The organism is Georgenia faecalis (genome assembly GCF_003710105.1).
In the GTDB taxonomy this organism is placed as follows: domain Bacteria; phylum Actinomycetota; class Actinomycetes; order Actinomycetales; family Actinomycetaceae; genus Georgenia_A; species Georgenia_A faecalis.
The window spans coordinates 2881432-2904449 of sequence record NZ_CP033325.1 but is presented as its reverse complement, the minus strand read 5'-3'; the positions used below and the strand labels follow the sequence as shown (position 1 = coordinate 2904449).

General features: G+C 74.8%; 20 protein-coding genes and 3 tRNA genes. 18 read left to right on the top strand and 5 right to left on the bottom strand.

What is annotated here, in order from left to right; genetic code table 11:
- Nucleotides 1-73 precede the first annotated feature (73 nt).
- The 4 genes from EBO36_RS12760 to EBO36_RS12745 all read left to right on the top strand — a co-directional run bounded on the left by EBO36_RS12760 (nt 74) and on the right by EBO36_RS12745 (nt 7608).
- Complete coding sequence (locus EBO36_RS12760) at nt 74-1447, top strand: FAD-dependent oxidoreductase (RefSeq protein WP_122824961.1); 1374 nt, start codon at nt 74-76, stop codon at nt 1445-1447.
- A gap of 2 nt (nt 1448-1449) precedes the next feature.
- Nucleotides 1450-2316 carry a zinc metalloprotease HtpX gene (gene htpX, locus EBO36_RS12755; protein ID WP_122824960.1) on the top strand — a complete coding sequence of 289 codons (867 nt, stop codon included), beginning with the start codon at nt 1450-1452 and terminating at the stop codon, nt 2314-2316.
- 68 nt (nt 2317-2384) lie between these two features.
- Nucleotides 2385-2915 carry a glycosyl-4,4'-diaponeurosporenoate acyltransferase CrtO family protein gene (locus EBO36_RS12750; RefSeq protein ID WP_122824959.1) on the top strand — a complete coding sequence of 177 codons (531 nt, stop codon included), beginning with the start codon at nt 2385-2387 and terminating at the stop codon, nt 2913-2915.
- A gap of 439 nt (nt 2916-3354) precedes the next feature.
- Nucleotides 3355-7608 (top strand): family 78 glycoside hydrolase catalytic domain, encoded by a 4254-nt coding sequence (locus EBO36_RS12745; RefSeq protein WP_122824958.1) that lies wholly within the window; start codon nt 3355-3357, stop codon nt 7606-7608.
- A 108-nt stretch (nt 7609-7716) separates the two neighbouring features.
- Here the strand turns inward: EBO36_RS12745 and EBO36_RS12740 are convergent, their stop codons facing one another.
- A complete protein-coding gene (locus tag EBO36_RS12740) occupies nt 7717-8214 on the bottom strand; it encodes a YajQ family cyclic di-GMP-binding protein (RefSeq protein WP_122824957.1) in 498 nt (165 codons plus the stop codon).
- A 102-nt stretch (nt 8215-8316) separates the two neighbouring features.
- Between EBO36_RS12740 and EBO36_RS12735 the strand changes: the two genes are divergently transcribed.
- The 7 genes from EBO36_RS12735 (at nt 8317) to EBO36_RS12705 (ending at nt 11190) form a co-directional block, all read left to right on the top strand.
- Nucleotides 8317-8398 (top strand) — tRNA-Tyr (locus tag EBO36_RS12735).
- Nucleotides 8399-8614: 216 nt separating this feature from the next.
- A tRNA-Thr gene (locus tag EBO36_RS12730) sits at nt 8615-8687 on the top strand.
- A 46-nt stretch (nt 8688-8733) separates the two neighbouring features.
- Nucleotides 8734-8807: transfer RNA gene (locus EBO36_RS12725), tRNA-Met, on the top strand.
- A gap of 71 nt (nt 8808-8878) precedes the next feature.
- Nucleotides 8879-9049: a 50S ribosomal protein L33 gene (gene rpmG / locus EBO36_RS12720; protein WP_122824956.1), complete on the top strand. Its 171-nt coding sequence runs from the start codon at nt 8879-8881 to the stop codon at nt 9047-9049.
- A 34-nt stretch (nt 9050-9083) separates the two neighbouring features.
- The gene (locus EBO36_RS12715; protein ID WP_241236893.1) at nt 9084-9557 is read left to right on the top strand and encodes an FAS1-like dehydratase domain-containing protein; all 474 of its coding nucleotides are present in this window, start codon (nt 9084-9086) and stop codon (nt 9555-9557) included.
- Nucleotides 9554-9952, top strand: a complete 399-nt coding sequence (locus EBO36_RS12710) for a MaoC/PaaZ C-terminal domain-containing protein (protein WP_122824955.1) — start codon at nt 9554-9556, stop codon at nt 9950-9952. Before EBO36_RS12715 ends, EBO36_RS12710 begins: the two co-directional genes overlap by 4 nt.
- Entirely contained in the window at nt 9949-11190 is a 1242-nt protein-coding gene (locus EBO36_RS12705; RefSeq protein WP_122824954.1) for an MFS transporter, read from the top strand. The genes EBO36_RS12710 and EBO36_RS12705 overlap by 4 nt, the downstream gene beginning before the upstream one ends.
- Before the next feature lie 103 nt (nt 11191-11293).
- On the opposite strand, the gene hemQ is transcribed toward EBO36_RS12705, so the two are convergent.
- Genes hemQ through EBO36_RS12690 form a run of 3 tightly spaced genes read right to left on the bottom strand, consistent with a single transcriptional unit; the run spans nt 11294 to nt 14540 of the window.
- Entirely contained in the window at nt 11294-12013 is a 720-nt protein-coding gene (hemQ, locus tag EBO36_RS12700) for a hydrogen peroxide-dependent heme synthase (protein WP_122824953.1), read from the bottom strand.
- A 15-nt stretch (nt 12014-12028) separates the two neighbouring features.
- Nucleotides 12029-13141, bottom strand: coding sequence for a ferrochelatase (locus EBO36_RS12695; protein ID WP_122824952.1), 1113 nt, complete (start codon nt 13139-13141; stop codon nt 12029-12031).
- Nucleotides 13142-13181: 40 nt separating this feature from the next.
- Nucleotides 13182-14540, bottom strand: coding sequence for a glutamyl-tRNA reductase (locus EBO36_RS12690; protein WP_244925286.1), 1359 nt, complete (start codon nt 14538-14540; stop codon nt 13182-13184).
- Between the two features lie 39 nt (nt 14541-14579).
- On the opposite strand from EBO36_RS12690, the gene hemE reads away from it, so the two are divergent.
- The 7 genes from hemE to EBO36_RS12655 all read left to right on the top strand — a co-directional run bounded on the left by hemE (nt 14580) and on the right by EBO36_RS12655 (nt 22284).
- On the top strand, nt 14580-15626 hold the full coding sequence (hemE, locus tag EBO36_RS12685) for a uroporphyrinogen decarboxylase (protein WP_244925285.1): 1047 nt from the start codon (nt 14580-14582) through the stop codon (nt 15624-15626).
- Nucleotides 15623-16978 carry a protoporphyrinogen/coproporphyrinogen oxidase gene (locus tag EBO36_RS12680; RefSeq protein ID WP_280525421.1) on the top strand — a complete coding sequence of 452 codons (1356 nt, stop codon included), beginning with the start codon at nt 15623-15625 and terminating at the stop codon, nt 16976-16978. Before hemE ends, EBO36_RS12680 begins: the two co-directional genes overlap by 4 nt.
- 64 nt (nt 16979-17042) lie before the next feature.
- Nucleotides 17043-18041 carry a hydroxymethylbilane synthase gene (gene hemC, locus EBO36_RS12675; protein WP_280525420.1) on the top strand — a complete coding sequence of 333 codons (999 nt, stop codon included), beginning with the start codon at nt 17043-17045 and terminating at the stop codon, nt 18039-18041.
- 43 nt (nt 18042-18084) lie between these two features.
- The gene (locus EBO36_RS12670) at nt 18085-18822 is read left to right on the top strand and encodes a uroporphyrinogen-III synthase (RefSeq protein WP_122824948.1); all 738 of its coding nucleotides are present in this window, start codon (nt 18085-18087) and stop codon (nt 18820-18822) included.
- On the top strand, nt 18819-19802 hold the full coding sequence (gene hemB, locus EBO36_RS12665) for a porphobilinogen synthase (protein ID WP_122824947.1): 984 nt from the start codon (nt 18819-18821) through the stop codon (nt 19800-19802). Before EBO36_RS12670 ends, hemB begins: the two co-directional genes overlap by 4 nt.
- Before the next feature lie 36 nt (nt 19803-19838).
- Complete coding sequence (gene hemL / locus EBO36_RS12660) at nt 19839-21155, top strand: glutamate-1-semialdehyde 2,1-aminomutase (RefSeq protein WP_122824946.1); 1317 nt, start codon at nt 19839-19841, stop codon at nt 21153-21155.
- Between the two features lie 10 nt (nt 21156-21165).
- Entirely contained in the window at nt 21166-22284 is a 1119-nt protein-coding gene (locus EBO36_RS12655; protein ID WP_244925284.1) for a UDP-N-acetylmuramate dehydrogenase, read from the top strand.
- On the opposite strand, the gene EBO36_RS12650 is transcribed toward EBO36_RS12655, so the two are convergent.
- A complete protein-coding gene (locus tag EBO36_RS12650; protein WP_122824944.1) occupies nt 22281-23018 on the bottom strand; it encodes an esterase/lipase family protein in 738 nt (245 codons plus the stop codon). The genes EBO36_RS12655 and EBO36_RS12650 overlap by 4 nt on opposite strands.

The following is a 23018-nucleotide window of genomic DNA, read 5'->3' as shown; positions in this document are numbered from 1 at the left end:
CGGCGCGCCGCCTAGACTGGACGGCGGACTTGACCCCGGGCCGTGCGCGCCCGTCCGACGACGAGAGGCATCCGTGAGCAGCTCCCGCCCGCTCTCCGTGGCGATCATCGGGGCCGGCCCCGCCGGCATCTATGCCGCCGACATCCTGACGAAGACCGGTCTGGACGTGCGCATCGACCTCCTCGAGCGGCTGCCCGCCCCGTTCGGGCTGGTGCGTTACGGCGTCGCCCCGGACCACCCGCGGATCAAGCAGATCATCGTCGCGCTCCACAAGGTGCTCTCCCGCGGCGACATCTCCCTCGTGGGCAACGTCGACGTCGGCACCGACGTCACGCTCGAGGAGCTGCGCGAGCGCTACGACGCCGTCATCGTCGCCACCGGCGCCGACCAGGACGCGCCGCTGCCCATCCCCGGGGCGGACCTGCCCGAGGCCTACGGCGCCGCGGACTTCGTCTCCTGGTACGACGGGCACCCGGACGCGCCGGCCACCTGGCCGCTCGAGGCGGAGCAGGTCGCCGTCCTCGGCGTCGGCAACGTCGCGCTCGACGTCGCGCGGATCCTCGCCAAGCACGTCGAGGACCTCCTGCCCACGGAGATCCCCGCGAACGTCGTCGAGGGCCTGCGCGCGAACCGGGTCACCGACGTCCACGTCTTCGGCCGCCGTGGCCCCGCCCAGGTGAAGTTCACGCCGCTGGAGCTGCGCGAGCTCGGCCACGTCCCCGACGTCGACGTCATCGTCTACCCCGAGGACTTCGAGTTCGACGAGGGTTCCATGGAGGCGATCCGGTCCTCCAACCAGACCAAGCAGGTCGTCAAGACCCTCACCGACTGGACGCTGCGCGAGCCGGAGGAGCTCACCGCCTCCCGGCGCATCCACCTGCACTTCCTCCACCGCCCGGTGGAGATCCTCGCCGACGGCGACGGTCACGTCGCCGGCGTGCGGACCGAGCGCACCGAGCTCACCGGTGACGGCACCGTGCGCGGCACGGGCGAGCTGGTCGACACCCCCGTGCAGGCGGTCTACCGCGCGGTGGGCTACTTCGGCTCGCCGATGCCCGGGCTGCCCTTCGACGCCACCGGCGGCGTCGTGCCCAACGAGGAGGGGCGCGTCCTCGACCGCGGCGAGGTCCTCACCGGCGTGTACGTCACCGGCTGGATCAAGCGCGGCCCCGTGGGGCTCATCGGCTCGACGAAGTCCGACGCCCAGCAGACCATCGCCCACCTGGTCCAGGACGCCGAGGCGGGCCTCCTCACGGCCTCCGCGCCCGACGCCGGCCACGAGGGCCTCCTCGCCCGGCTGGAGGAGCGCGGGGTGCGGTACACCACGTGGGCCGGGTGGGAACTGCTCGACGCCTACGAGCGTTCCCTCGGTGAGGCCGAGGGGCGCGAGCGCATCAAGGTCGTGTCCCGCGAGACGATGACGGCGGTCTCTCGACAGGAGGTCTGACCATGGGGCATCGCCACTTCAACGGCGTGAAGACGGCGGCGCTCTTCGGCGTGCTCTGGGCTGTCCTGCTGGGGCTCGGGGCGGTCATCGCGGACGGCACGGGCTCGCCCGGGTTCATCTGGGTGTTCGCCGTCCTCGGGCTGGTCTCGACCTTCTACAGCTACTGGAACTCCGACAAGCTGGCGATCCGCGCCATGGGCGCCCGCCCGGTCTCCGAGGCCGAGGCGCCAGTGATGTACCGGATCGTCCGCGAGCTCTCCACGGCCGCCCGCCAGCCCATGCCGCGGCTGTACATCTCCCCGACGGCGCAGCCCAACGCCTTCGCGACCGGCCGCAACCCGGCGAACGCCGCCGTGTGCTGCACGGCCGGCATCCTCTCGATCCTCGACGAGCGCGAGCTGCGGGGTGTCCTCGGGCACGAGCTCATGCACGTGTACAACCGCGACATCCTCACGTCCTCGGTGGCCGCGGCCTTCGCCGGGATCATCACCTCGATCGCCCAGTTCCTGCTGTTCTTCGGCGGCGGGCGGGACCGGGGCGGCAACCCGCTGGCGATGCTCGCCATGGCGCTGCTCGCGCCGTTGGCGGCGACGCTCATCCAGCTGTCGATCTCCCGGACCCGCGAGTTCGACGCCGACGAGGACGGCGCCCAGCTCACCGGCGACCCCATGGCCCTGGCGTCCGCGCTGGCCAAGCTCGACCGGGGCACCGCCGCGCGCCCCCTGCAGCCCTCGCCGCGACTGGAGAGCGTCTCCCACATGATGATCGCCAACCCGTTCCGGGGGGCCGGCGTGGCGAAGATGTTCGCCACCCACCCGCCGATGGGGGAGCGGATCGCGCGCCTCGAGGCGATGGCCGGCTATCGCTGAGCCGCCCGGGGCGCCGCGCCGCTGAGCCCTTCACTAGTCTGGGGATCGTGTCAGGCCACGGTGAGCGCATGCGCGAGAGGCCCGAGCATCCGATTGCTGCGGCCGTTATCGGCGTCGCTCTTGCGACGACCTTGGCGGTTGCTGGTTGGTCCTTCATCGGCCCCGACCACCTCGTCTATGCACTCACCGTACAAGGGGGGTTCACGTTCCTCGGCCTGCTGGCAGGGCCGCTGCTCGTCGATACCCTGCACCGCCGCTACACAGTCGCCAGCGCGGAGCCACGCATCTATGCGCTGGTCGGTGCGCAGGCACTGCGCCGTCTGCTGGGCCGGGTGGGCTGGAACCGTGCCATCGCCAGCATGCGCGAGCAAGGACCAGGAAGCACACGCCTGGAACGGCTGGCGCGAGGAACGCAGCTGTCCGAGACCGGTCACGCTATCGGTGGAGCTGCGACCCTAGTGCTGGCGGCAACGGCCATCCTCGCTCAGCAATTCGTAGGAGCCGCGCAGATCGTCATGGTGGGCCTTGTCTTTCACGGGTACCCGATGATGATCCAGCGCATCGTCCGCTACCGGATTGTGCAGCGGATACACCGGTGACTCTCGAACCGGTCGGTGGGCAGTCCCCAGCCGGTACACGCCCCCTGCCCGACAGCCCCAGACCAACCGCAACCCGAGTCGCCGGTGCTGTGCGACCACGCGAGGCCCCGTGGGCCCGATGGCCCGCGGGCTCTCGGCAGCGGTGGCGACGTGCGGGCGGTCTGGGCCCACCACGTCGGCGGGTCTATCCATCAGGCTATTGATGGGCGGGCATGGCCGCTGATAGCGTCCTTGAAACGCTTCAGTCGGTGCAGCGCGGAGTGACGGATAGTCCTTCGACGGCGACAGGACAGCAGGGCGCCCGTCTCGCCTTCCTCGGCGAAGACGCGAGGGGCGGCCGGCGTTGCTCGGCGCGAGCGTTCGATGGTTCCGGGGGGCCGCTCGAAGGCGCGCCTCAGGTCAACAGTGGCGTTGACGTCACCGAGCAATCGAGGCAGACATGAAGAAGAACGCAAGCCGCAACCGCGTGGCGGGGCTGGGCCTGGCGATGACGTTGCTGTGGACCGGGGCGTCCGTCCCGGCGGCCGCGGCGACCCAGCCGCACGTGGCGGTCGTCGGCCAGCAGGTGAACCACCAGGATGCCCCGATGGGGATCGATGACACCGCGCCGATCTTCACGTGGACGATGGACTCCAACGTCATCGGGGCGAAGCAGGTGAGCTACCGGGTCGAGGTGTCGGCCGACCCGGCGTTCGACGAGGTCGTCTGGGACAGCGGCACGGTCGCCTCGGACGAGTCGACCGACATCACGTACGGCGGCACGGGGCAGGCCCAGGAGCTGCGCCCCGAGCGCGACTACTGGTGGCGCGTGACCACGGTCGACAACCGTGGCGTCGAGTCGGTCTCCGAGGTCTCCACCTTCTCGACCGGGTTGATGGACGCCACGATCGGCGCCTGGGACGGCGCGCAGTGGATCGGGAGCGAGGCGACCACGCTCGACGCCGAGACGGCCCTCCTCTTCGACATCAACGCCGACTTCACCATCGCCAGCGGCGACAACGTCTCGTTCATCTTCGGTGCCGACGACCCCCGCTTCACGAGCGACTTCCGCAACGTCTACGGCGGCCCGGGCGGGGAGAACTTCATCCGCCTCGAGCTGGACCTGTCCGGCGTGAGCGACGACGAGACCAACACCGGCGGCGTCGTCAACCTCTACCGCAAGGGCTACCACGCGACCGACGACGCCGACGGCGACCCGAACGTCCACCCGTACAAGTCGGTGAGGCTCGTGGACAGCAGCGAGGCTGGCGTGAGGACCCTGTTCACGCCGGAGAACACCGACGAGCAGCACACCCTGCGGATCCAGGCGAACGCCAGCAACATGACCTACACGATCGACGGCGTCACCCTCGCGGGATTCACCGCCGACACCATGACCGTGAGCCCGAACAGGCCGGCAGCGACGAACAACCTCAACGTCTCGCCCAACTCGACCATCAATGCCGAGGGGGTCCACTCGTTCGTCGCGGGGAACAACTACAACACGTTCCCCCACCTCGGCTCGGTCGGCTTCTCCGTCAACGAGGTCGGCGACGACGTCACCATCACGGACTACCGGATGATCGACGTGGGGCGCAGCGCCAAGCGCACCCTCTTCGACGCGACGACGGGCCCCGGTTACCGCATCTTCGCGGACCTCCCGGACTCCGGCATCACCGCGGAGGAGGACGTCATCCGCGTCAACCCGGACGCCGCGGAGCAGCTCGGGCCGAAGTATGCCGACCCCAGCTACGGCGCCCAGACGCAGCTGCGCACCCAGTTCCGGACCGACCCGGCGAAGGACATCGCCAAGGCGCGGATGTACGTCACCGCCCAGGGCGCCTACGAGATGTTCATCAACGGCGAGCGGATGAGCGAGGACTACCTCAACCCGGGGATGTCCACATTCGCCAAGACGCTCAACTACCACACCTACGACGTGACCGACATGCTCTCGAACGGCACGAACGCCGTCGGTGCGCTGCTCGGCCCGGGCTTCTGGACCGGATACATGACCTTCACGCCGGCCAACTACAACACGTTCGGTGACAGCGAGGCCCTGCTGGCCAAGCTGGTGATCACGTACGCGGACGGCAGCACGGAGACGATCGTCACGGACCCCGCGACCTGGCGGTCCTTCAACGACGGACCCCACCGGTACGCCGACAACTTCCAGGGGGTGCGCTACGACGCCAACAAGGAGGCCGACGTCACCGGGTGGACCACGACGGGTTACGAGCCCTCGCTGCTCGCCCGGTGGTCGACGCCCGACGTCATCGCGATGAGAGAGGGGCTCAACCCCGAGATCGTCGCCCGCCAGGACAAGCCGATCCGCGAGGCGGAGCGCCTGACCGCCATGCGCGTCCTGGACACGCACAGCGACGACGACCTCACCTGGACCTACGACATGGGCGCCAACATGGTCGGTGTCCCGAGCGTGACGATCCCCGCGGGCACGCTGCAGCAGGGGGACGAGGTGATCTTCCGCCACGCCGAGACCATCTACCCGGGCAACAGCGACTCGCCGAACATGACGTTCCCAGGCCTCGACCCGCGGGTCTACGACCCCACGCCGTACAGCGACCTGTACGGGCCGGAGGGCAGCTACCGCCCCGGCGTCGCCGGGCGTGTCCTGTCCGACACCTACCGGGCCGCCCTCAACACGGACGTCTACGTCGCGTCGGCGGCGGACGCGGACCGGGACGTCGTCATCACGCCGAACTTCACCTTCCGTGGCTACCAGTACATCGAGATCACGGTCCCGGGCCGGACGGAGCCACTGCCGCTGGAGAACGTCGAGGGCATCGTCCTCGCCTCCATCGACGTGCCCGAGGGCAGGTACGAGGCGACGACGAGCGACGACAACTACACCGGTGCGCTCGCCACCCAGTTCTTCAGGAATGTCCAGCGCAGCCAGCTCGGCAACTTCTTCTCGCTGCCGACGGACACCCCCGCACGCAACGAGCGGATGGGCTGGACCGGTGACCTGCAGGCCTACGCCCGTGCGGCCACCTACAACTCGCTCGACACCCAGGCGTTCCTGCGCCAGTGGATGGTCGCTCTCCGGGACGCCCAGGGCGTCAACGGCGGGATCGGCGACACCGTGCCGATCATCAGCCTGACGGGGGACCGGGGCGACGCCCTGCCGCAGTCGCCGACCTGGGAGGGCGCCGTGGTGCAGGCGCCCTGGCAGGTCTACACCCAGTACGGCGACACCCGGATCGTCCGGGAGAACTTCTCGACCATCAAGGACTGGCTCGAGGGTCACCACGACGCCGGCCCGCTGCACGCCGACTACCCGGGGCTCTCGTCCCTGACCTCGGGGCACGCCGACCACATCAGCATGGACAACAACACCGGGCCCCACATGGTCAACCAGGCCATGTACCTGTACTACCTCGAGGTCTCCGCCGAGATGGCCGACATCGTCGGCGACACGGCATACGCCGACACGCTGCGGCAGCGGTTCGCGGACGGCAAGGAGAGCTTCAACAGGCTCTATGTCGACCCGCAGACCGGGTTCACCCTCAACGCGACCCCGGGGGCCGAGCTGCTCTCGGGACGCACCCTCCAGGACTCGCAGGCCTCCTACGCCACCCCGCTCGCGCTCGGCCTGTTCAGCGACGAGATGACGGTCCAGGGTGGCGACCACGCCGGGATGACCTACCGGGAGTTCGCGACCATGCGGCTCGCCGAGCTCATCGCCGACCCGAGCCAGAGCAACAACGGCAACGGGCCGCGGCCCGGTACCGGGCTGTTCTCCGGAGGGCAGGCGAGCAACAAGCCGTACACCATCACGACCGGGTTCAACGCGACGCCGAACATCCTCCCGGCGCTGACGAGGAACGGCGACATCGAGACCGCCTACCGGCTCTTCAGTAGCGACGAGTACACGAGCTGGCTCTACCCGGTCACGCTCGGGGCGACGTCGATGTGGGAGCTGTGGAACGCCTACGAGCGCGGGCTGGGCATCGGCGGCCAGAGCTCGATGAACTCCCAGAACCACTTCGCCCTCGGCGCGTCGCAGGCCTGGATGTACGAGTACCAGCTCGGCATCACCTCTGACGGGGCGAAGGGCTACCGGGACTTCGTGCTCCAGCCGGTCCCGGGCGGGACCTTCACCTCCGTCGCGGGGAGCATGACGTCGAGCTACGGCCTCATCGAGTCGGCCTGGCAGGCCTCGGACGGTGAGATCGCCTCGTACGCGACGACGGTTCCGGCCAACACGACGGCGACGCTCTACCTGCCGACGAGCACCGCGGTGAGCGAGTTCGTCGAGGTCCCGGGCGTCTCGTTCGAGGGCATGGCCGAGCGGAACGGCCTCACCACCGCGATGTTCCGGCTGGGTGCGGGCGGGTACGAGTTCGAGGTCGACGGCGCCACCGTGACGGCGACGGTCGACAGCGCCTACGTGGTCCCGGGCGAGGAGCCGACGCCGGACCCCACCGTCGACCCGACGGGCGAGCCGACCGACGGCCCGACGGACGGCCCGACGGACGGCCCGACCGGCCCGGGGACGGCTCCCACCGACGGAGCGACGGCCCCGGGAACCGATCCCTCGACGCCGCCGGCGTCAGGCGGTGGCGGCGCGGGTGGTGATCTGCCGTGGACCGGCGCCTCGCTCGCCCCGCTCCTGGCCGTGGCCCTCCTGCTCGCCGTGGGGGGCGCGGTGAGTGCCGTGGTGGTGCGCCGACGCTCGCAGGCGGCCCGCTGACGCGCACGAGCGGCCGGTGAGTCCGGGGCGCACCTGCCAGGTGTGCCCCGGACGCCGCCGCCCGCGACGGCGGGAGCGGGGCCCGGCGAGGTCGACCCGGGCGGGAGATCAGCGGTAGTTGACGAACTGCAGCGCCGCGTCGAGATCGGCGTCCTTGAGCAGGGCGATCACCTGCTGGAGGTCGTCGCGGCTCTTGCTCGTCACCCGGACCTCGTCGCCGGTGATCTGCGTCTTGACGCCCTTGGGGCCGGAGTCGCGGATGAGCTTGGTGATCTTCTTCGCCACGTCCTGCTCCAGGCCCTCCTTGAGGGTCCCCGAGAGCCGGAACTCCTTGCCCGAGGCCTGGGGCTCGCCGTCGCCGAGGTCGAGGGACTTGAGGGAGACGCCGCGGCGGATGAGCTTGGTCTCTAGGACGTCGAGGACGGCCTTGACCCGCTCGGGGGAGTTCGCCGTCATGAGGATGCTCTCCCCGCTCCAGGCGATCGTCGCGCCGACGCCCTTGAAGTCGTAGCGCTGGGCGATCTCCTTCGCCGCCTGGTTGAGCGCGTTGTCCACCTCCTGCCGGTCGACCTTGCTGACGATGTCGAACGAGGCGTCGCTGGGCATCCGTGCTCCTCTGTGTGTCGTGGGCCCACCGGTACGCAGCGGAGCCGGTTAGGACCACCCGGTGAGGGTTGCTATCCTTCCACTCGGTCCTCCGCGGACCAAGGCGGGTTGCCCGAGCGGCCAAAGGGAGCTGACTGTAAATCAGCCGCGGAATGCTTCGCAGGTTCGAATCCTGCACCCGCCACGTCCGGCCCATCTCCGCAGCTGCGGTGGTGGGCCGCGTGCGTCCCGGCCCTGCGGAGGCCACCCGGCGGTGTCCGATGCGGGCTCCGCGGGGTGATGTTCGCCACCGGAACTGGCTCGCCCGGCGCCCGCGGAACCGTGACATCCACCACGTGGCGGACCCCACGTCCGCGGCGATTTCCTGCCCGGCGCGCGAGCATGTACGCTCGTCCCCGCCGCCCCGATAGCTCAGTCGGCAGAGCGTCTCCATGGTAAGGAGAAGGTCAAGGGTTCGATTCCCTTTCGGGGCTCAGGTCCTCACGGGCCGCCGGTCCGCCGGTGGTACGCAGGGGCCGTGGCGGGGTAGCTCAGTCGGTTAGAGCACACGGCTCATAATCGTGGTGTCGCGGGTTCGAGTCCCGCCCCCGCTACCGGCGTGGAGACAGACGCCGGCCGTCGAGCAGACGGCCGGCGCCCGATAATCGATGTGAGGAAGTGCCCCGTGGCCGCGAAGTCGTCGGACGTCCGCCCCAAGATCACCCTTGCCTGCGAGCAGTGCAAGGAGCGGAACTACATCACCAAGAAGAACCGCCGCAACAACCCCGACCGTCTTGAGCTGGCGAAGTACTGCCCGCGCTGCAACCTCAAGACGACGCACCGCGAGACGCGCTGAGGCCTGCCCCAGCCGCCTGCCCTAGGCTGGTCCGGTGAACGCGCCGGACAACCGCCCCACCAGCGTCGACCTGACGCTCGTGGGGCGTTCCTATGCCCCCCGGGAGACCTACGAGGTCACCGCCGTGAAGATCGCCGAGATGGCGCAGGCGCTGGGGGCCACGCACCCGGCCCACACCGACCCGGCCGCCGCCCGGGCGCTGGGCTACGACGACGTCGTCGCGCCCCCGACCTTCGCCGTGGTGATCGCCCAGCGCGCCGAGCAGGCCTACGTGGCCGACCCCGCCTCGGGCATCGACTTCACCCGCGTCGTCCACGCCGAGGAGCGCTTCACGCACCACCGCCCCATCGTCGCGGGCATGCGCCTGCGGGGCGAGGTCCACGTCGACTCCCTCACCGAGCGGGCGGGCCTGGCCATGGTCTCCACCCGCACCGAGATCGTCGACGACGACGGCGCCCCGGTGGCCACGGTGCGCTCCACGCTCGCCGTGCGGGGGGAGGGGCGATGAACGTCGGCGACGAGCTCTTCGAGCGGACCTTCACCGTCGACCGCACGCGCCTCGTGCGCTACGCGGGCGCGTCCGGGGACGTCAACCCCATCCACTACAACGACGCCGCGGCCGCCGCCGCCGGCCTGCCCGGCGTCATCGCCCACGGCATGGCGACGATGGGCCTGGCGGCGACGGCCCTCACCGACTGGGCCGGGGACCCCGGCGCCGTCCTCGACTACGGCGTGCGCTTCACCCGCCCGGTCCTCGTCCCCGGCGACGGCGCGGCCGAGGTCCTCGTCAGCGGCCGGGTGGGGGCGCTCGAGGAGGACACCGTCCGCGTGGACCTCACGGTCCGCTGCGACGGTGTCACCGTGCTCGCCCGGGCCCAGGCGCTCGTCCGACGCGCGCCGTGACGCCCGCGCCGGGCACGGCCGGGACGGAGGTCGGCCGGCGCGCCGCCCGCGCCGTGTTCGCCGTCTTCGTGCTCAACGGGTTCCTCTTCGCCACCTGGGTCTCCCGCCTCCCCGCGGTCCGGGACGCGCTGGGCCTGGACCCCGCCCAGCTCGGGCTCCTCCTGCTCGTCGGGTCCGTCGGCTCGCTCCTCGCCCTGCCGCTCACCGGCGCCGTCGTCCAGCGCCTGGGCACCGCCCGTACCGTGCTGGCCGCCGCGGGGGTCGCGGTCGCCGGGTTCGCCGTCGTGGCCCTGGGCGTGCAGGCGGGGTCCGTGCCGCTCCTCGGAGCCGGGCTGTTCGTCGCCCAGGCGGGGATCGGCGCCTGGGACGTCGCCATGAACCTCGAGGGCGGCGCCGTGGAGCACGCGGTGGGGCGGGCGATCATGCCGCGCTTCCACGCGGGCTTCTCGGTGGGCACCGTGGCCGGCGCGGGGGTGGGGGCGCTGGCGGCCCTCGCCGGCGTCCCGGTCCCCGTCCATCTCGTCGGCGGTCTGGTCGTGGCGCTGGCGACGGTGGCGGTGAGCGTGCGCGCGTTCCTGCCCGCCGTGCCCGTGCCCTCCGCCCCGGGGCGTCGCGGGGGCCTGGCCGCCGCCCTGTCCGGCTGGCGGGAGGGGCGGACCGTCCTCATCGGGCTGCTGGTCCTCGCCGCCGCGCTCACCGAGGGGGCGGCGAACGACTGGCTGGCGCTCGCCGTCGTCGACGGCTTCCACACGCGGGACGCCATGGGCGCCCTGGCCTTCGGCGTCTTCGTCGCCGCCATGACGCTCATGCGGTTCGCGGGGGAGCTCCTCCTCGGGCGGTTCGGGCGCGTGGCGGTGCTCCGCATGTGCACGGGGCTCGCCCTTGTCGGCCTGGTCGTCTTCGTCGCCTCGCCCTGGCTGCCGCTCGCCCTCGTCGGCGCGGCGGTGTGGGGCCTGGGCGCCGCGCTGGGCTTCCCCGTGGGGATGAGCGCGGCCTCGGACGACCCGCTGCGCGCCGCGGCGCGGGTCTCCGTCGTCTCCTCGATCGGGTACACGGCGTTCCTCGTCGGCCCGCCGCTGCTGGGCCTGCTCGCCGACGTCGTGGGCTACCGCCCGGCGCTGCTCGCCATCGCGGTCCCGCTCGTCCTCAGCCTGCTGCTGGCCCCGGTCGCGCGCCCGCCGGCCCGTCCCGGCCACGACGACGCCGGCGCCCCGGCGAGCACCCGGCCCTCGGCCTAGGCTCGGCCGCGGCCCTGAGCGCCGCCCTGCCGGCCGCAGGGACGACGCAGGGGCGGGACCCGCCCCGTGGCGGGTCCCACCCCTGCGTCGGGCGGGAGGGGCGTCAGGCGCGGGGCTGGCGGTCGGCCCAGGCCGCCAGCGGGACGCGCGGGCCCGTGAAGAACGGGACCTCCTCGCGCACGTGCCGGCGGGCGGCGGTGGCCCGTAGGTCCCGCATGACGTCGACGATGCGGTGCAGCTCGGCCGCCTCGAAGGCGAGGATCCACTCGTAGTCGCCCAGCGCGAACGCCGAGACGGTGTTGGCCCGCACGTCCGGGTAGTCGCGCGCCGCCATGCCGTGCTCGCGGAGCATCTGGCTGCGCTCGGCGTCGGGCAGCAGGTACCACTCGTAGGAGCGGACGAAGGGGTAGACGCACAGGTAGGCGCCCGGGTCCTCGCCCGCGAGGTAGGCGGGCACGTGGCGCTTGTTGAACTCCGCCGGGCGGTGCAGCCCGACGACGGACCACACCGGGCTCAGGTGCGCCCCGAGCGGGGACGCGAGGAGCCGGTGGTAGGCGTCCTGGACGGCCTCGACGGTGGGGGCGTGCCACCACACCATGAGGTCCGCGTCGGCCCGCAGGCCGGCGACGTCGTACCAGCCGCGCAGTACGACGCCGGAGCCCGCGACGGCCTCCTGCGCGGCCGCGACGACGGCGGCCCGCTCGGCGTCGTCGGCGGGCAGCGGGGCGGCCGTGGCGAAGACCGACCACATCGTGTAGTCGATGCCCGCGTTGATGGTCTCGGTGTCGGCGCCGGCGCCGATCCGGGGGACGGGGGTGGTCATGGGGCTCCTCGAGGGTCAGGCGGTGGGCTGCTGGGCGGCGGCGGGGACCCCGGAGTCGAGGCCCGCGCGCAGCCGGCAGCAGTCGGCGGGGCAGACGTCGTGCCAGGAGCCCAGGGCGCCGGCCGCGGGGCGGGCGGGCGCCTCGCCGCGCTCGGTGCCGGCCCGCTCGAGGAGGAGGTCGGCGAGCCCGGCGACGAACGTGGGGTGGATGCCCGCGGTGGCGGCGCGCTCCATGCGCATGCCGAGCTCGTCGGCGGTCTCCCGGGCCTCGGTGTCGAGGTCGTAGATGACCTCCATGTGGTCCGAGACGAACCCGATGGGGGCGAGGACGACGTGCTCGACGCCGTCGAGCGCGAGGGCCCGCAGCGTGCGGTTGACGTCGGGCTCGGTCCACGGCGTGAGCGGGCTGCCCGAGCGCGAGCAGTACGCGAGCTCCCACGGGACGGGGGCCCCGAGGCGCTCGCGGGCCGCACCCGCCACCACGGCGGCCACGTCGAGGTGCTGACCGCTGTAGCTGGCGGTGGTCCGCACGCCGGAGGCGACCTCCATCGTCGTGGGGATGGAGTGCGTGACGAAGACGACGGGGGCCTGGGGGCCGGGGGCGACGCCGAGGCGCTCGTACGCGGCGACGAGCGCGGCGCTGTTCGCCTCGACGAACCCCGGCTCGTTGAAGTAGGGCCGGACCTTGTCGACGACGAGCTCGCGCCCCTCGGCCTCGAGCGCGATGAGCGCGGCGGCGATGTCCTCGCGGTACTGCCGGCACCCCGAGTAGGAGGCGAACGCGCTGGTGACGAGGGTGAGCACCCGCCGCGCGCCGGCGTCGTGGAGCTCGCGCAGCGCGTCGGTGACGTAGGGCGCCCAGTTGCGGTTGCCCCAGGCCACGGGCACGTCGAGCCCGCGACCGGCGAGCTCGGCGCGCAGCGCGGCGAGGAGCGCACGGTTCTGGTCGTTGATGGGGCTGCGGCCGCCGAAGTGCTGGTAGTGCTCGCCCACCTCGACGAGGCGCTCGTCGGGGATCCCGCGGCCGGCGGTGACGTTGCGCAGGAACGGCAGGACGTCGTCGGGCCCCTCGGGCCCGCCGAAGGACAGGAGCAGCACCGCGTCGTACGGCGCGAGGGAGGTCGACATCGCCAAGGTCCTTCCGCCCGGCTCGTGACCGGGCTGTGCGTCAGGAGGGGTGGGGCTGTGCGGGGGTGTCGCGGGTCACGCGAAGTCCGAGCACCTGCTCGAGGGCGGCGAGGTGCTCCTCGGCCCGCCCGTCCCGGCCCGCCTCGCGGGCGCGGACGGTCGGCTCGTGGACGAGCCGGGCGGCGAGGCGGTGGAGGGCGCGGGCCGCGCGCTCGGCGCTCACCGAGCCGTCCGCGGGCAGCCCGGCGAGCTCGTCGGCCACGGCGTCCGCGGCGCGCGAGCGCAGCGCCACCACGGCGTCGTCCATGCGGCGCTCCGCGGCCGCGCCGGCGAGGTCCTGGATCCCGTCGGCGACGATGGCCCGGGCGCGCTCCACCTCGGCGGTGGTCGCGGTGGGGGCGTGCCGGCGCACCGTGGCGAGGTCGACGAGGAGGACGCCGTCGAGCGCGGCGACCGCGGGGTCGATGTCGTGCCGCAGGGCGAGGTCGATGAGCACCAGGGGGCCGGTGCCGCCCCGCGCGGCCCGGGCCCGCATGCCGTCCGCGACCGTGGCGACGTCGAGCACGGGGGTGCCGGTGCCCCGGCAGGTGACGACGAGGTCGGCGTCCTGGAGGGCGGTGGCCAGGTCCGGCGCGGCGGTGGCCACACCGTGCGAGGCGGCGAAGCCCTCGGCGCGGCCCGACGCGGACCACACGAGGACGTCCGTGGCGCCCCGCTCGCGCAGCGCGGCGAGGGCGGCCCCGGCGTAGGACCCGGTCCCGACGAGCAGGACGCGGCGCCCGGACCAGCGGGCGCGGGGGATCGGGCCGGTGTGCTCGTCCGCGGGCCACGGGGTGTCCTCGCGCTCGCAGTCCAGGCCGCCGGCGCGGGCGCCGGCGAGGTCGAGCGCGACGGAGACGACCGAGCGCCCCGCCCGGGCGAGGTCGGTGGCCACCGCCACCTGCCGGGAGGTGCGGGTGGCGTGCTGGAGGGTGCGCTCGAGCAGCGGGGAGGTGGTGCCCTCGGTGCGGGCCTGGGACAGCGCCCGGCGCACCTGCCCGGTGATCTCCCGCTCGCCGACGACGACGGAGTCGAGGCCGCACGCCACGTCGAACAGGTGCCGGACCGCGGCGTCGCCGTGCTCCACGCGCATCCGGGCGGCGACCTCGTCCGCGCTCACGCCGCTCGCGCGGGCGACGACGTCGCCGGCGGCGCGGGCCGCCTCGGCGAGGTCGCCGTCGACGTCGAGGTAGACCTCGAACCGGTTGCAGGTGGCGAGCGTCACGGCCCCCGCGACGGCAGGCGAGGCGGCCACGACCTGCCGGCCCACCTCGGGCGCGCCGGTGCTCAGCCGCTCGATGTCGGCGAGGTCCAGGTCGTGGTGGTTCGCGGAGAGGAGGAGGAGCACCACAGCACCCATAGTCAACCACCGGCCAAGGCCGTGGGCACAATAGGGCCCGTGACGATTCCCTCACCTGACCCGGACGTGACCGTCGTCCCACCCCTGCTCGAGGCGTACGCCGGGCGGCGGCCGGCCCGCCCGCCCGTGTGGTTCATGCGCCAGGCGGGGCGGTCGCTGCCCGAGTACCGCGCGGCCCGGGCCGGTGTGGGCATGCTCGAGTCCTGCCTGCGGCCCGAGCTCGCCGCCGAGATCACCCTCCAGCCCGTGCGCCGCCACGGCGTGGACGCGGCGATCTTCTTCTCCGACATCGTCGTGCCGTTGCGCCTGGCCGGGGTCGGCGTGGAGATCGTCTCCGGCGTGGGCCCCGTCGTCGAGGCGCCCGTGCGCACCCGGGACGACGTCGACCGCCTCGTCGGCCACCGGCCCGGCGACCACTCGGCCATCACCGAGGCGGTCCGGCTCACGGTCGCCGGCCTCGGTGACGTCCCGCTCATCGGCTTCGCCGGTGCCCCCTTCACGCTGGCGGCCTACCTCGTCGAGGGGCGTCCGTCCCGCGACCACCTGGCGGCACGCACGATGATGCACGCCGACCCCGCGGCCTGGGCCCGGCTCATGGAGTGGGCCGCCGACCTCACCGGCGCGTTCCTGCGCGCCCAGGTCGACGCGGGCGCCCGTGCCGCCCAGCTCTTCGACTCCTGGGCCGGGGCGCTCTCCCTCGCCGACTACGTCGCCGGCGCCGCCCCCTTCAGCGCCCGGGCGCTCACCGCGCTCGACGGGACGGACGTGCCCGTCGTCCACTTCGGCACGGGCACCGGCGAGCTGCTCGCCGCCATGCGGGACGTGGGCGTCGACGTCGTCGGCGTGGACTACCGGATCCCGCTCGACGAGGCGAGCCGCCGCCTCGGCGGGCGCACCCCGCTCCAGGGCAACATCGACCCGGCGCTCCTCGCCGCGCCGTGGGAGGTCCTCGCCGCGCACGTGCGCGACGTGGTGACGCGCGGCCGGACCGCCCCGGGGCACGTCGTCAACCTCGGCCACGGGGTGCCCCCGGGCACCGACCCGGCCGTCCTCACCCGCGTCGTCGAGCTCGTCCACTCGCTGTGATCGACGTCGTCGTCGTCGGCGGCGGCATGGCGGGCCTCACGGTCGCCGCCGAGCTCGCCGCCCGCGGGCGGCGGCCCCTCGTCCTCGAGGCCTCCGGCGCGGTCGGCGGGCTCGTCGCCGCGGGGGTGGTCGGGGGGCTCGAGGTCGACCTCGGCGCCGAGGCCTTCGCGGTGCGCCGCGGGGAGGTCGCCGACCTCGCCGCCTCGGTCGGCCTGGCGGTCGAGCGGCCGGCGGGCGGGTCGTGGGTGTGGGCGCCCGACGGGCCGGTCCGCATCCCCGCCGAGTCGCTGCTCGGCATCCCCGCGGACCCCGGCGCCCCCGACGTCGTCGCCGCGCTCGGTCCCGACGGCGCGGCCCGGGCCGCCCGCGACGCGAGCCTCGGCCCCGAGGTGGGCGCCGACGCCACCGACCTCGCCACGCTCGTGCGCACCCGGATGGGCGAGGCGGTGCTCGCCCGGCTCGTCGGCCCCGTCGCCGGCGGCGTGCACAACGCCGACCCCGCCGACCTCGCCGTCGACTCCGTCGCGCCCGGGCTGCGGGGCGCGCTCGCGGCCGAGGGGTCCCTCGCCGCGGCCGTCCGCGTCCTGCGCGCCGCCTCGGGACCGGGCGCCGCCGTCGCCACGACCACCGGCGGGCTGTTCCGCCTGCCGCGGGCGCTGGCCGCCGCCGTGGAGCGGCACGGGGGAGCGGTGCGCACCGCCAGCCCCGTCACGGTCCTGCGCCGCCACGGCGAGGGCTGGGAGGTCGAGGGGAGCGGACCGGCCGGGCCGTTCCGGGTCCAGGCCCGCGCCGTCGTCCTCGCCCTCCCCGAGCGGGCGGCCCTGCCCCTGCTCGCCGGCGTCGTCGACGTCGGCAACCACGTCCCCGCGCCGGGCAGCGCCATCACGCACGTCACGCTCGTCGTGCGCGCCCCGGCCCTGGACGCCGCACCCCGCGGCGCCGGCCTCCTCGTCCCGCCCGGCCCGGTGCGCGCCAAGGCGCTCACCCACGCCACCGCCAAGTGGGCGTGGCTCGGTGCCGCGGCCGGCCCGGGCGTGCACGTCCTGCGGGTCTCCTACGGCCGGCGCGGCGAGCCCACCGACGACGTCGACGCCGACCTCGCCCGGCGCGACGCCGCCGCGCTCCTCGGCGTCGCGCTCGCCCCGGACGACGTGCTCGACGCGCACGTCGTGCGCCGCAGCGACGTCCTCGCCGCGGCAACACCCGCCCACCGGGAGGCGGTGACGGCGCTCGCCGAGCGGGCCGGGCGCGCCGGCGTCCACCTCGCCGGGACCGCGGTCGCCGGCACCGGGGTCGCCGCCGTCGTCGGCCACGCGCGGGGCCTCGCCACCACCCTCGCCGCACCGCTGTGACCTGCGCCGCCGGCCTGCGCCGGTGAGTTCGACATCGCCGCGGCGACGTGCCCACACTGGCCCCGTGAGCACCTCCCCCCTGCGCATCGGCACCCGGGCCAGCGAGCTCGCCCTCACCCAGACGCAGATGGTCGCCGACGCGCTCGCGGCCGCCAGCGGGCGCGACGTGGAGCTCGTCCGGGTGCGCACCGAGGGGGACGTGTCCACCGCCTCCCTCGCCAGCCTCGGGGGTACGGGCGTGTTCGCCGCGGCCCTGCGCGAGGCACTGCTCGCCGGGCGGTGCGACCTCGCGGTGCACTCCCTCAAGGACCTGCCCACCGCGGACGTCCCCGGCCTCGTCGTCGGCGCCGTGCCGGAGCGCGCCGACCACCGCGACGCCCTCTGCGCCCGGGACGGGCACACCCTCGTCGGGCTGCCCCTCGGCGCCCGCGTGGGCACCGGGTCCCCGCGCCGTGCCGCCCAGCTGCGCCTGGCGCGCGGTGACCTCGAGGTCGTCGACATCCGCGGCAACGTGGGGACCCGGCTGGCCCGGGTGGGCGCCGACCTCGACGCCGTCGTCCTCGCGCGCGCCGGCCTCGCCCGGCTCGGCCGGCTGGACCCCGTCACCGAGGCGTTCGACCCCGACGTCATGCTCCCCGCCCCGGGGCAGGGAGCCCTCGCCGTCGAGTGCCGCGCCGAGGACCTTCCCGGGCCCACCGGCGACGCCCTGCGCGCCATCGACCACGCCCCCACCCGCCTCGCCGTCGTCGCGGAGCGGACGCTGCTCGCGGCCCTCGAGGCCGGGTGCGCCGCGCCCGTCGCCGCGTGGGCGCACCTCGTGCCCGGCACCGCCCGCCTGGAGCTGCGTGCGGGGGTCTTCGACCCGGCCGGCACCCGCCGGCTCCTGCGCACCGAGTCCGCCGACGTGCCGGACGACCCGGCTTCGGCCCTCGACGTCGCCGCCCGGCTGGGGCGCTCCGCCGCGGACGCCCTGCTCGCCGACGGCGCCGCGGAGGTCGCCGGGCTGCCCCAGCCCGAAGCCGCCGGCCGCCGGCCCGTTCCCGGCGTCCCCGACGCGCGATAGGGGGCCGACGACGAGCCCCGACCTCACCGGCCGCCGCGTCCTCGTGCCGCGGACGGACCCCGATGACGCCGTCGTCGCCGCCGTGCGCGCCGCGGGCGGCGAGGCGCTGCCCGTCGCCCTGGTCCGGACCGTGCCCGCACCCGGCCTCGACGACGCCCTGGACGCCCTCGTCCGCGGGGAGCACGCCTGGCTCGCGCTGACGAGCCCGCGCGCGGTCGCCGTGCTCGCCGGCGGGGCGGCCGCCCGGGGGATCGCCCTCGGTGCGCTCACCGCCCGCGTCGCCGCCGTCGGGCCGGGGACCGCCGCCGCGCTGCGCGGCGCCGGCGCGCGCGTCGACCTCGTCCCGGCGGGGCGCTCGAGCGCCGCCGACCTCCTCGCCGCCTGGCCCGTGCCGCCGGCCGGCCGGGTGCTCGTGCCGCGCTCCGCGCTCGCCGGCCCCACCCTCGTCGACGGCCTGCGCGCGCGCGGCTGGGAGGTCGACGACGTCGTCGCCTACACCACCGTGCCCGCCCCGGCCGACCCCGGGGCCGCCGCCGAGCTGCGCGCGGGACGGGTCGACGTCGTGCTGCTCACCTCGGGCAGCACCGCCGCCGCCCTCCTCGAGCGCTACGGGCCGCCCGGGGCAGTGGTCGTCGCCATCGGCGAGCCCACCGCCCGCGCCGCCCGCGGCCTCGGCCTGCGGGTCGACGCCGTCGCGCACGAGCAGACCCCCGCGGGGCTTGTGCGGGCGGCCGCCGCAGCCCTCACCTCGCAGCCCACTGATCCCAGGGAGAGACCATGACCCCCACCCCCCTTCCCGCTGAGCGTCCCCGCCGGCTGCGGTCGACGCCGGCGATGCGCTGGCTCGTCACCGAGCACCGCACGCACCCGTCCGACCTCGTCCTGCCCCTGTTCGTGCGCGAGGGCATCGACGAGCCGGTCGCGATCGGGTCCATGCCGGGCGTCGTCCAGCACACCATGGACTCCCTGCGGCGGGCGGCCCACGAGGCGGCCGACGCCGGGGTGGGCGGGCTCATGCTCTTCGGCGTCCCCTCGGTGCGGGACGCGGTGGGTTCCGCGGCCACCGACCCCGACGGCGTCCTCAACGCCGGGCTGCGGGCGCTCGTGGAGGAGGTCGGCGACGCGCTCGTCGTCATGGCGGACCTGTGTCTCGACGAGTTCACCGACCACGGCCACTGCGGGCTCCTCGACGGGCGCGGCGGCGTGGACAACGACGGCACACTCGTGCGGTACCAGGAGATGGCGCTCGCCCAGGCCGCGACCGGCGCCCACGTCCTCGGCCTCAGCGGGATGATGGACGGGCAGGTGCGGGCGGTGCGCGATGCGCTCGAGGGGGCGGGCCACACCAGCACAGCTGTGCTGGCGTACTCGGCGAAGTACGCCACGGCGTTCTACGGGCCCTTCCGGGAGGCGGTCGACTCCCAGCTCACCGGCGACCGGGCGACCTACCAGATGGACCCGGCCAACGCCCGCGAGGGGCTGCGCGAGGCCACCCTCGACCTCGCCGAGGGCGCCGACCTCGTCATGGTCAAGCCCGCCATGAGCTACCTCGACGTCCTCGCCGACGTCGCCCGCCTCTCGCCGGTGCCCGTCGCCGCGTACCAGGTCTCCGGCGAGTACGCGATGATCGAGGCCGCGGCGGCGAACGGCTGGATCGACCGCCGCCGGGCCATCGAGGAGACCGTCCTCAGCATCCGCCGGGCGGGGGCGGACGTCGTCCTCACCTACTGGGCCACCGAGCTGGCCCGCTGGCTGCGCTGAGCCGCACCGCGAGACGTCCCACCGAGAAGGAGCCCCATGACCGACCCGATGCCCGAGCTCTTCGCGCGCGCCCGCGCCGTCATCCCCGGCGGGGTGAGCTCACCGGTACGCGCCTACGGCTCCGTGGGCGGCACGCCGCGCTTCATCGCCTCCGCCCGCGGGCCGTACGTCACCGACGTCGCGGGCCGCGAGTACGTCGACCTCGTCATGTCCTGGGGGCCGGGCCTGCTGGGCCACGCGCACCCCGAGGTCGTCGCCGCCGTCCAGGCCGCCGCCGCCCGCGGGCTCTCCTTCGGCGCCCCGACGGTCGCCGAGGTCGAGCTCGCCGAGGCGGTGCGGGCGCGGGTGGGCGCCGTGGAGGAGGTCCGCTTCGTCTCCACGGGGACCGAGGCGACGATGACCGCGGTGCGACTGGCCCGCGGTGCCACCGGGCGCGACCTCATCGTGAAGTTCGCCGGCTGCTACCACGGGCACGTCGACGCCCTCCTGGCGGAGGCGGGCTCCGGCCTGGCGACCTTCGCCCTGCCGGGCTCGGCCGGCGTCCCCGCGGCCAGCGCGGCGACCACGATCGTCGTGCCGTACAACGACGTCGCCGCCCTCGAGGCGGTCTTCGCCGAGCGCGGCCACGAGATCGCCGCCGTCGTCACCGAGGCGGCGCCCGCGAACATGGGCGTCGTGCCCCCCGCCCCGGGGTTCAACGCCGCCCTGCGCCGCCTCACCGCCGAGCACGGGGCGCTCCTCGTCCTCGACGAGGTCCTCACCGGCTTCCGGGTGGGCCCGGCGGGCTGGTGGGGGCTGGAGGGCGTGGCTGACGGCTACACCCCGGACCTCCTCACCTTCGGCAAGGTCCTCGGCGGCGGGATGCCGCTCGCCGCCCTCGGCGGCCGGGCCGACCTGCTCGAGCTGCTGGCCCCGACCGGGCCCGTCTACCAGGCGGGGACCCTGTCCGGGAACCCGCTGGCCACCGCCGCGGGCCTGGCGACGCTGCGGCTGGCCGACACCGACGTCTACGCCCGGGTCGACGCCGCGGCGCGGGTGGTCGCCGACGCGGCCGGGGCCGCGCTGGAGGCTCAGGGGGTGCCCCACCGGGTGCAACGGGCCGGGAACCTCTTCTCCGTCATGCTCGGCGAGGCCGCCGCCCGCGACGGCGTCGCCTCCTACGCCCAGGCCCAGCGCCAGGACGTCTTCCGCTACCCGCCGTTCTTCCACGCGATGCTCGACGCGGGCGTCGCCCTGCCGCCGAGCCTGTACGAGGCGTGGTTCCTCTCCGCCGCGCACGACGACGCGGCGATCGAGCGGATCCTGGCCGCCCTGCCCGGGGCGGCCCGCGCCGCCGCCGCGGCCCGGCCGTAGCGTGGTGCCCGTGACGACCCTCGCCGACCTCACCACCCTGCGCGTGGGCGGACCCGCCGCGCGCCTGGTGGAGACCACCACCGCCGACGACCTCGTCACGGCGGTCCGCGACGCCGACGACGCCGGCACGCCCGTCCTCGTCCTCGGCGGGGGGTCCAACCTCCTCGTCGCCGACGCCGGCTTCGACGGGCTCGTCGTGCGCGACGCGCGCCGGGGCATCCGCGCCCAGGCCGACTCCTCGTGCGCGGGCGCCGCCGTCGACGTGCCCGCGGGCCAGCCGTGGGACGACGTCGTCGCCGAGGCGGTCGAGCAGGGCTGGATGGGTGTCGAGGCGCTCTCCGGCATCCCCGGGTCCACGGGGGCGACGCCGGTGCAGAACGTCGGCGCCTACGGCCAGGAGGTCGCCGAGACGCTGTCCTCGGTCACCGTGTACGACCGCGCCCGCCGCCGGGTCCGGATGCTCGCCGTCGGCGAGCTGGGCCTGGGCTACCGCACGAGTGTGCTGAAACGCTCCGTCGCCGACCCCGAGGCGGGCGACGGCCGCACGTGGGGCCCCACCGGCCGCTACGTCGTCCTCGACGTCCACCTCCAGCTGCGCCTGGCCACGCTCTCGGCACCGGTCCGCTACGCCGAGCTGGCCCGCACGCTCGGCGTGGCCACGGGCGCCCGGGTGCCGTCCGCCGAGGTCCGGGCCGCCGTGCTCGACCTGCGGCGCGGCAAGGGGATGGTCCTCGACGACGCCGACCCCGACACGTGGTCGGCCGGGTCGTTCTTCACCAACCCCGTCCTGGCCACCGGCGAGGCGGACGCGCTCCTGCCCGAGGACGCCCCGCGCTTCCCGGTCACCGACCACACCCGGATCGGCCAGATCGGGGGCGCGGCCCCGGCGGTGCCGGGCCTGGTGAAGACGTCCGCCGCGTGGCTCATCACCCGCGCCGGCTTCGACAAGGGGTTCGGGCTGCCCGGGCCGGCCGCGCTGTCGACGAAGCACCCGCTCGCCGTGACGAACCGGGGCGGCGCCCGCGCGGAGGATGTCCTGGCGCTGGCCCGCGAGGTCCGCGACGGCGTCCGCGCCCGGTTCGGCATCGAGCTGGTCCCCGAGCCGGTCCTCGTCGGCGCCGCGCTCTAGCCGTGCCCGGCGGCCCCCTCGGCCGCGGGGGGCCCGCCGGCGTCGGCGCCGGATGCCGCGTGCCGCGCCACCTCGGCGACGACGGCGTCGACCACCTGCGGGTGCACGAGCGTGCGGAAGTGGCCGGTGGTGGGGATCTCCACGTTGCGCGCGCCCGGGAGCGCGGACCCGCCGGGCACGTGGGGGTCGAAGGTCGGGTAGACGGACGTGATGCGGGCGTTGACCTCGCGCTGCCCGGCCAGGGCCAGGATGCCAGGGGCCTTCGGCCCGAGGGCCTGCACGGCCCGGACGGGGATCCACACGGCGTAGCGGGAGCCGGCGAAGGGCGTGTTGACGGCGACCATGCCGACCACCCGGTCGGCAACCGCCGGGTCGAGCATGACCTGCTTGCCGACGAGGCCGCCCTTGCTGTGCGCGACGAGGACGACGCCGCGCAGGTCGCGCTCGAGGACGAGGCGGGCGGTGCGCGCCGCCATCTCCTCGACGGGCCCCCGGTTGTAGCCGAGGGTGGGCACCGGGTGGACGGGGTGGCCGCGGTCGTGCAGCGCGGCGGCGAGGATTCGGAAGACGGTCCACGTCTCGTAGATGCCGGGGACGAGCACCACGGGGGCGGCGGTGCCGCCCGCCCGCGTGTGGCGCTCGGGGTGGCGCGCGGTGAGCAGCCCACGGGCCTGCCACGCGGTGATGGCGAGGTAGTCCACCCCCCACAGCACCAGCCGCCGCGCCCACCGCAC

What these genes read in the sequence shown, in the direction of transcription:
- htpX (WP_122824960.1), top strand. Translation starts at nt 1,450, where the DNA reads ATGGGGCATCGCCACTTCAACGGCGTGAAGACGGCGGCGCTCTTCGGC.
- EBO36_RS12750 (WP_122824959.1), top strand. Translation starts at nt 2,385, where the DNA reads ATGCGCGAGAGGCCCGAGCATCCGATTGCTGCGGCCGTTATCGGCGTC.
- EBO36_RS12745 (WP_122824958.1), top strand. Translation starts at nt 3,355, where the DNA reads ATGAAGAAGAACGCAAGCCGCAACCGCGTGGCGGGGCTGGGCCTGGCG.
- EBO36_RS12740 (WP_122824957.1), bottom strand. Translation starts at nt 8,214, where the DNA reads ATGCCCAGCGACGCCTCGTTCGACATCGTCAGCAAGGTCGACCGGCAG.
- EBO36_RS12710 (WP_122824955.1), top strand. Translation starts at nt 9,554, where the DNA reads ATGAACGTCGGCGACGAGCTCTTCGAGCGGACCTTCACCGTCGACCGC.
- hemQ (WP_122824953.1), bottom strand. Translation starts at nt 12,013, where the DNA reads ATGACCACCCCCGTCCCCCGGATCGGCGCCGGCGCCGACACCGAGACC.
- EBO36_RS12695 (WP_122824952.1), bottom strand. Translation starts at nt 13,141, where the DNA reads ATGTCGACCTCCCTCGCGCCGTACGACGCGGTGCTGCTCCTGTCCTTC.
- EBO36_RS12690 (WP_244925286.1), bottom strand. Translation starts at nt 14,540, where the DNA reads ATGGGTGCTGTGGTGCTCCTCCTCCTCTCCGCGAACCACCACGACCTG.
- hemB (WP_122824947.1), top strand. Translation starts at nt 18,819, where the DNA reads ATGACCCCCACCCCCCTTCCCGCTGAGCGTCCCCGCCGGCTGCGGTCG.
- hemL (WP_122824946.1), top strand. Translation starts at nt 19,839, where the DNA reads ATGACCGACCCGATGCCCGAGCTCTTCGCGCGCGCCCGCGCCGTCATC.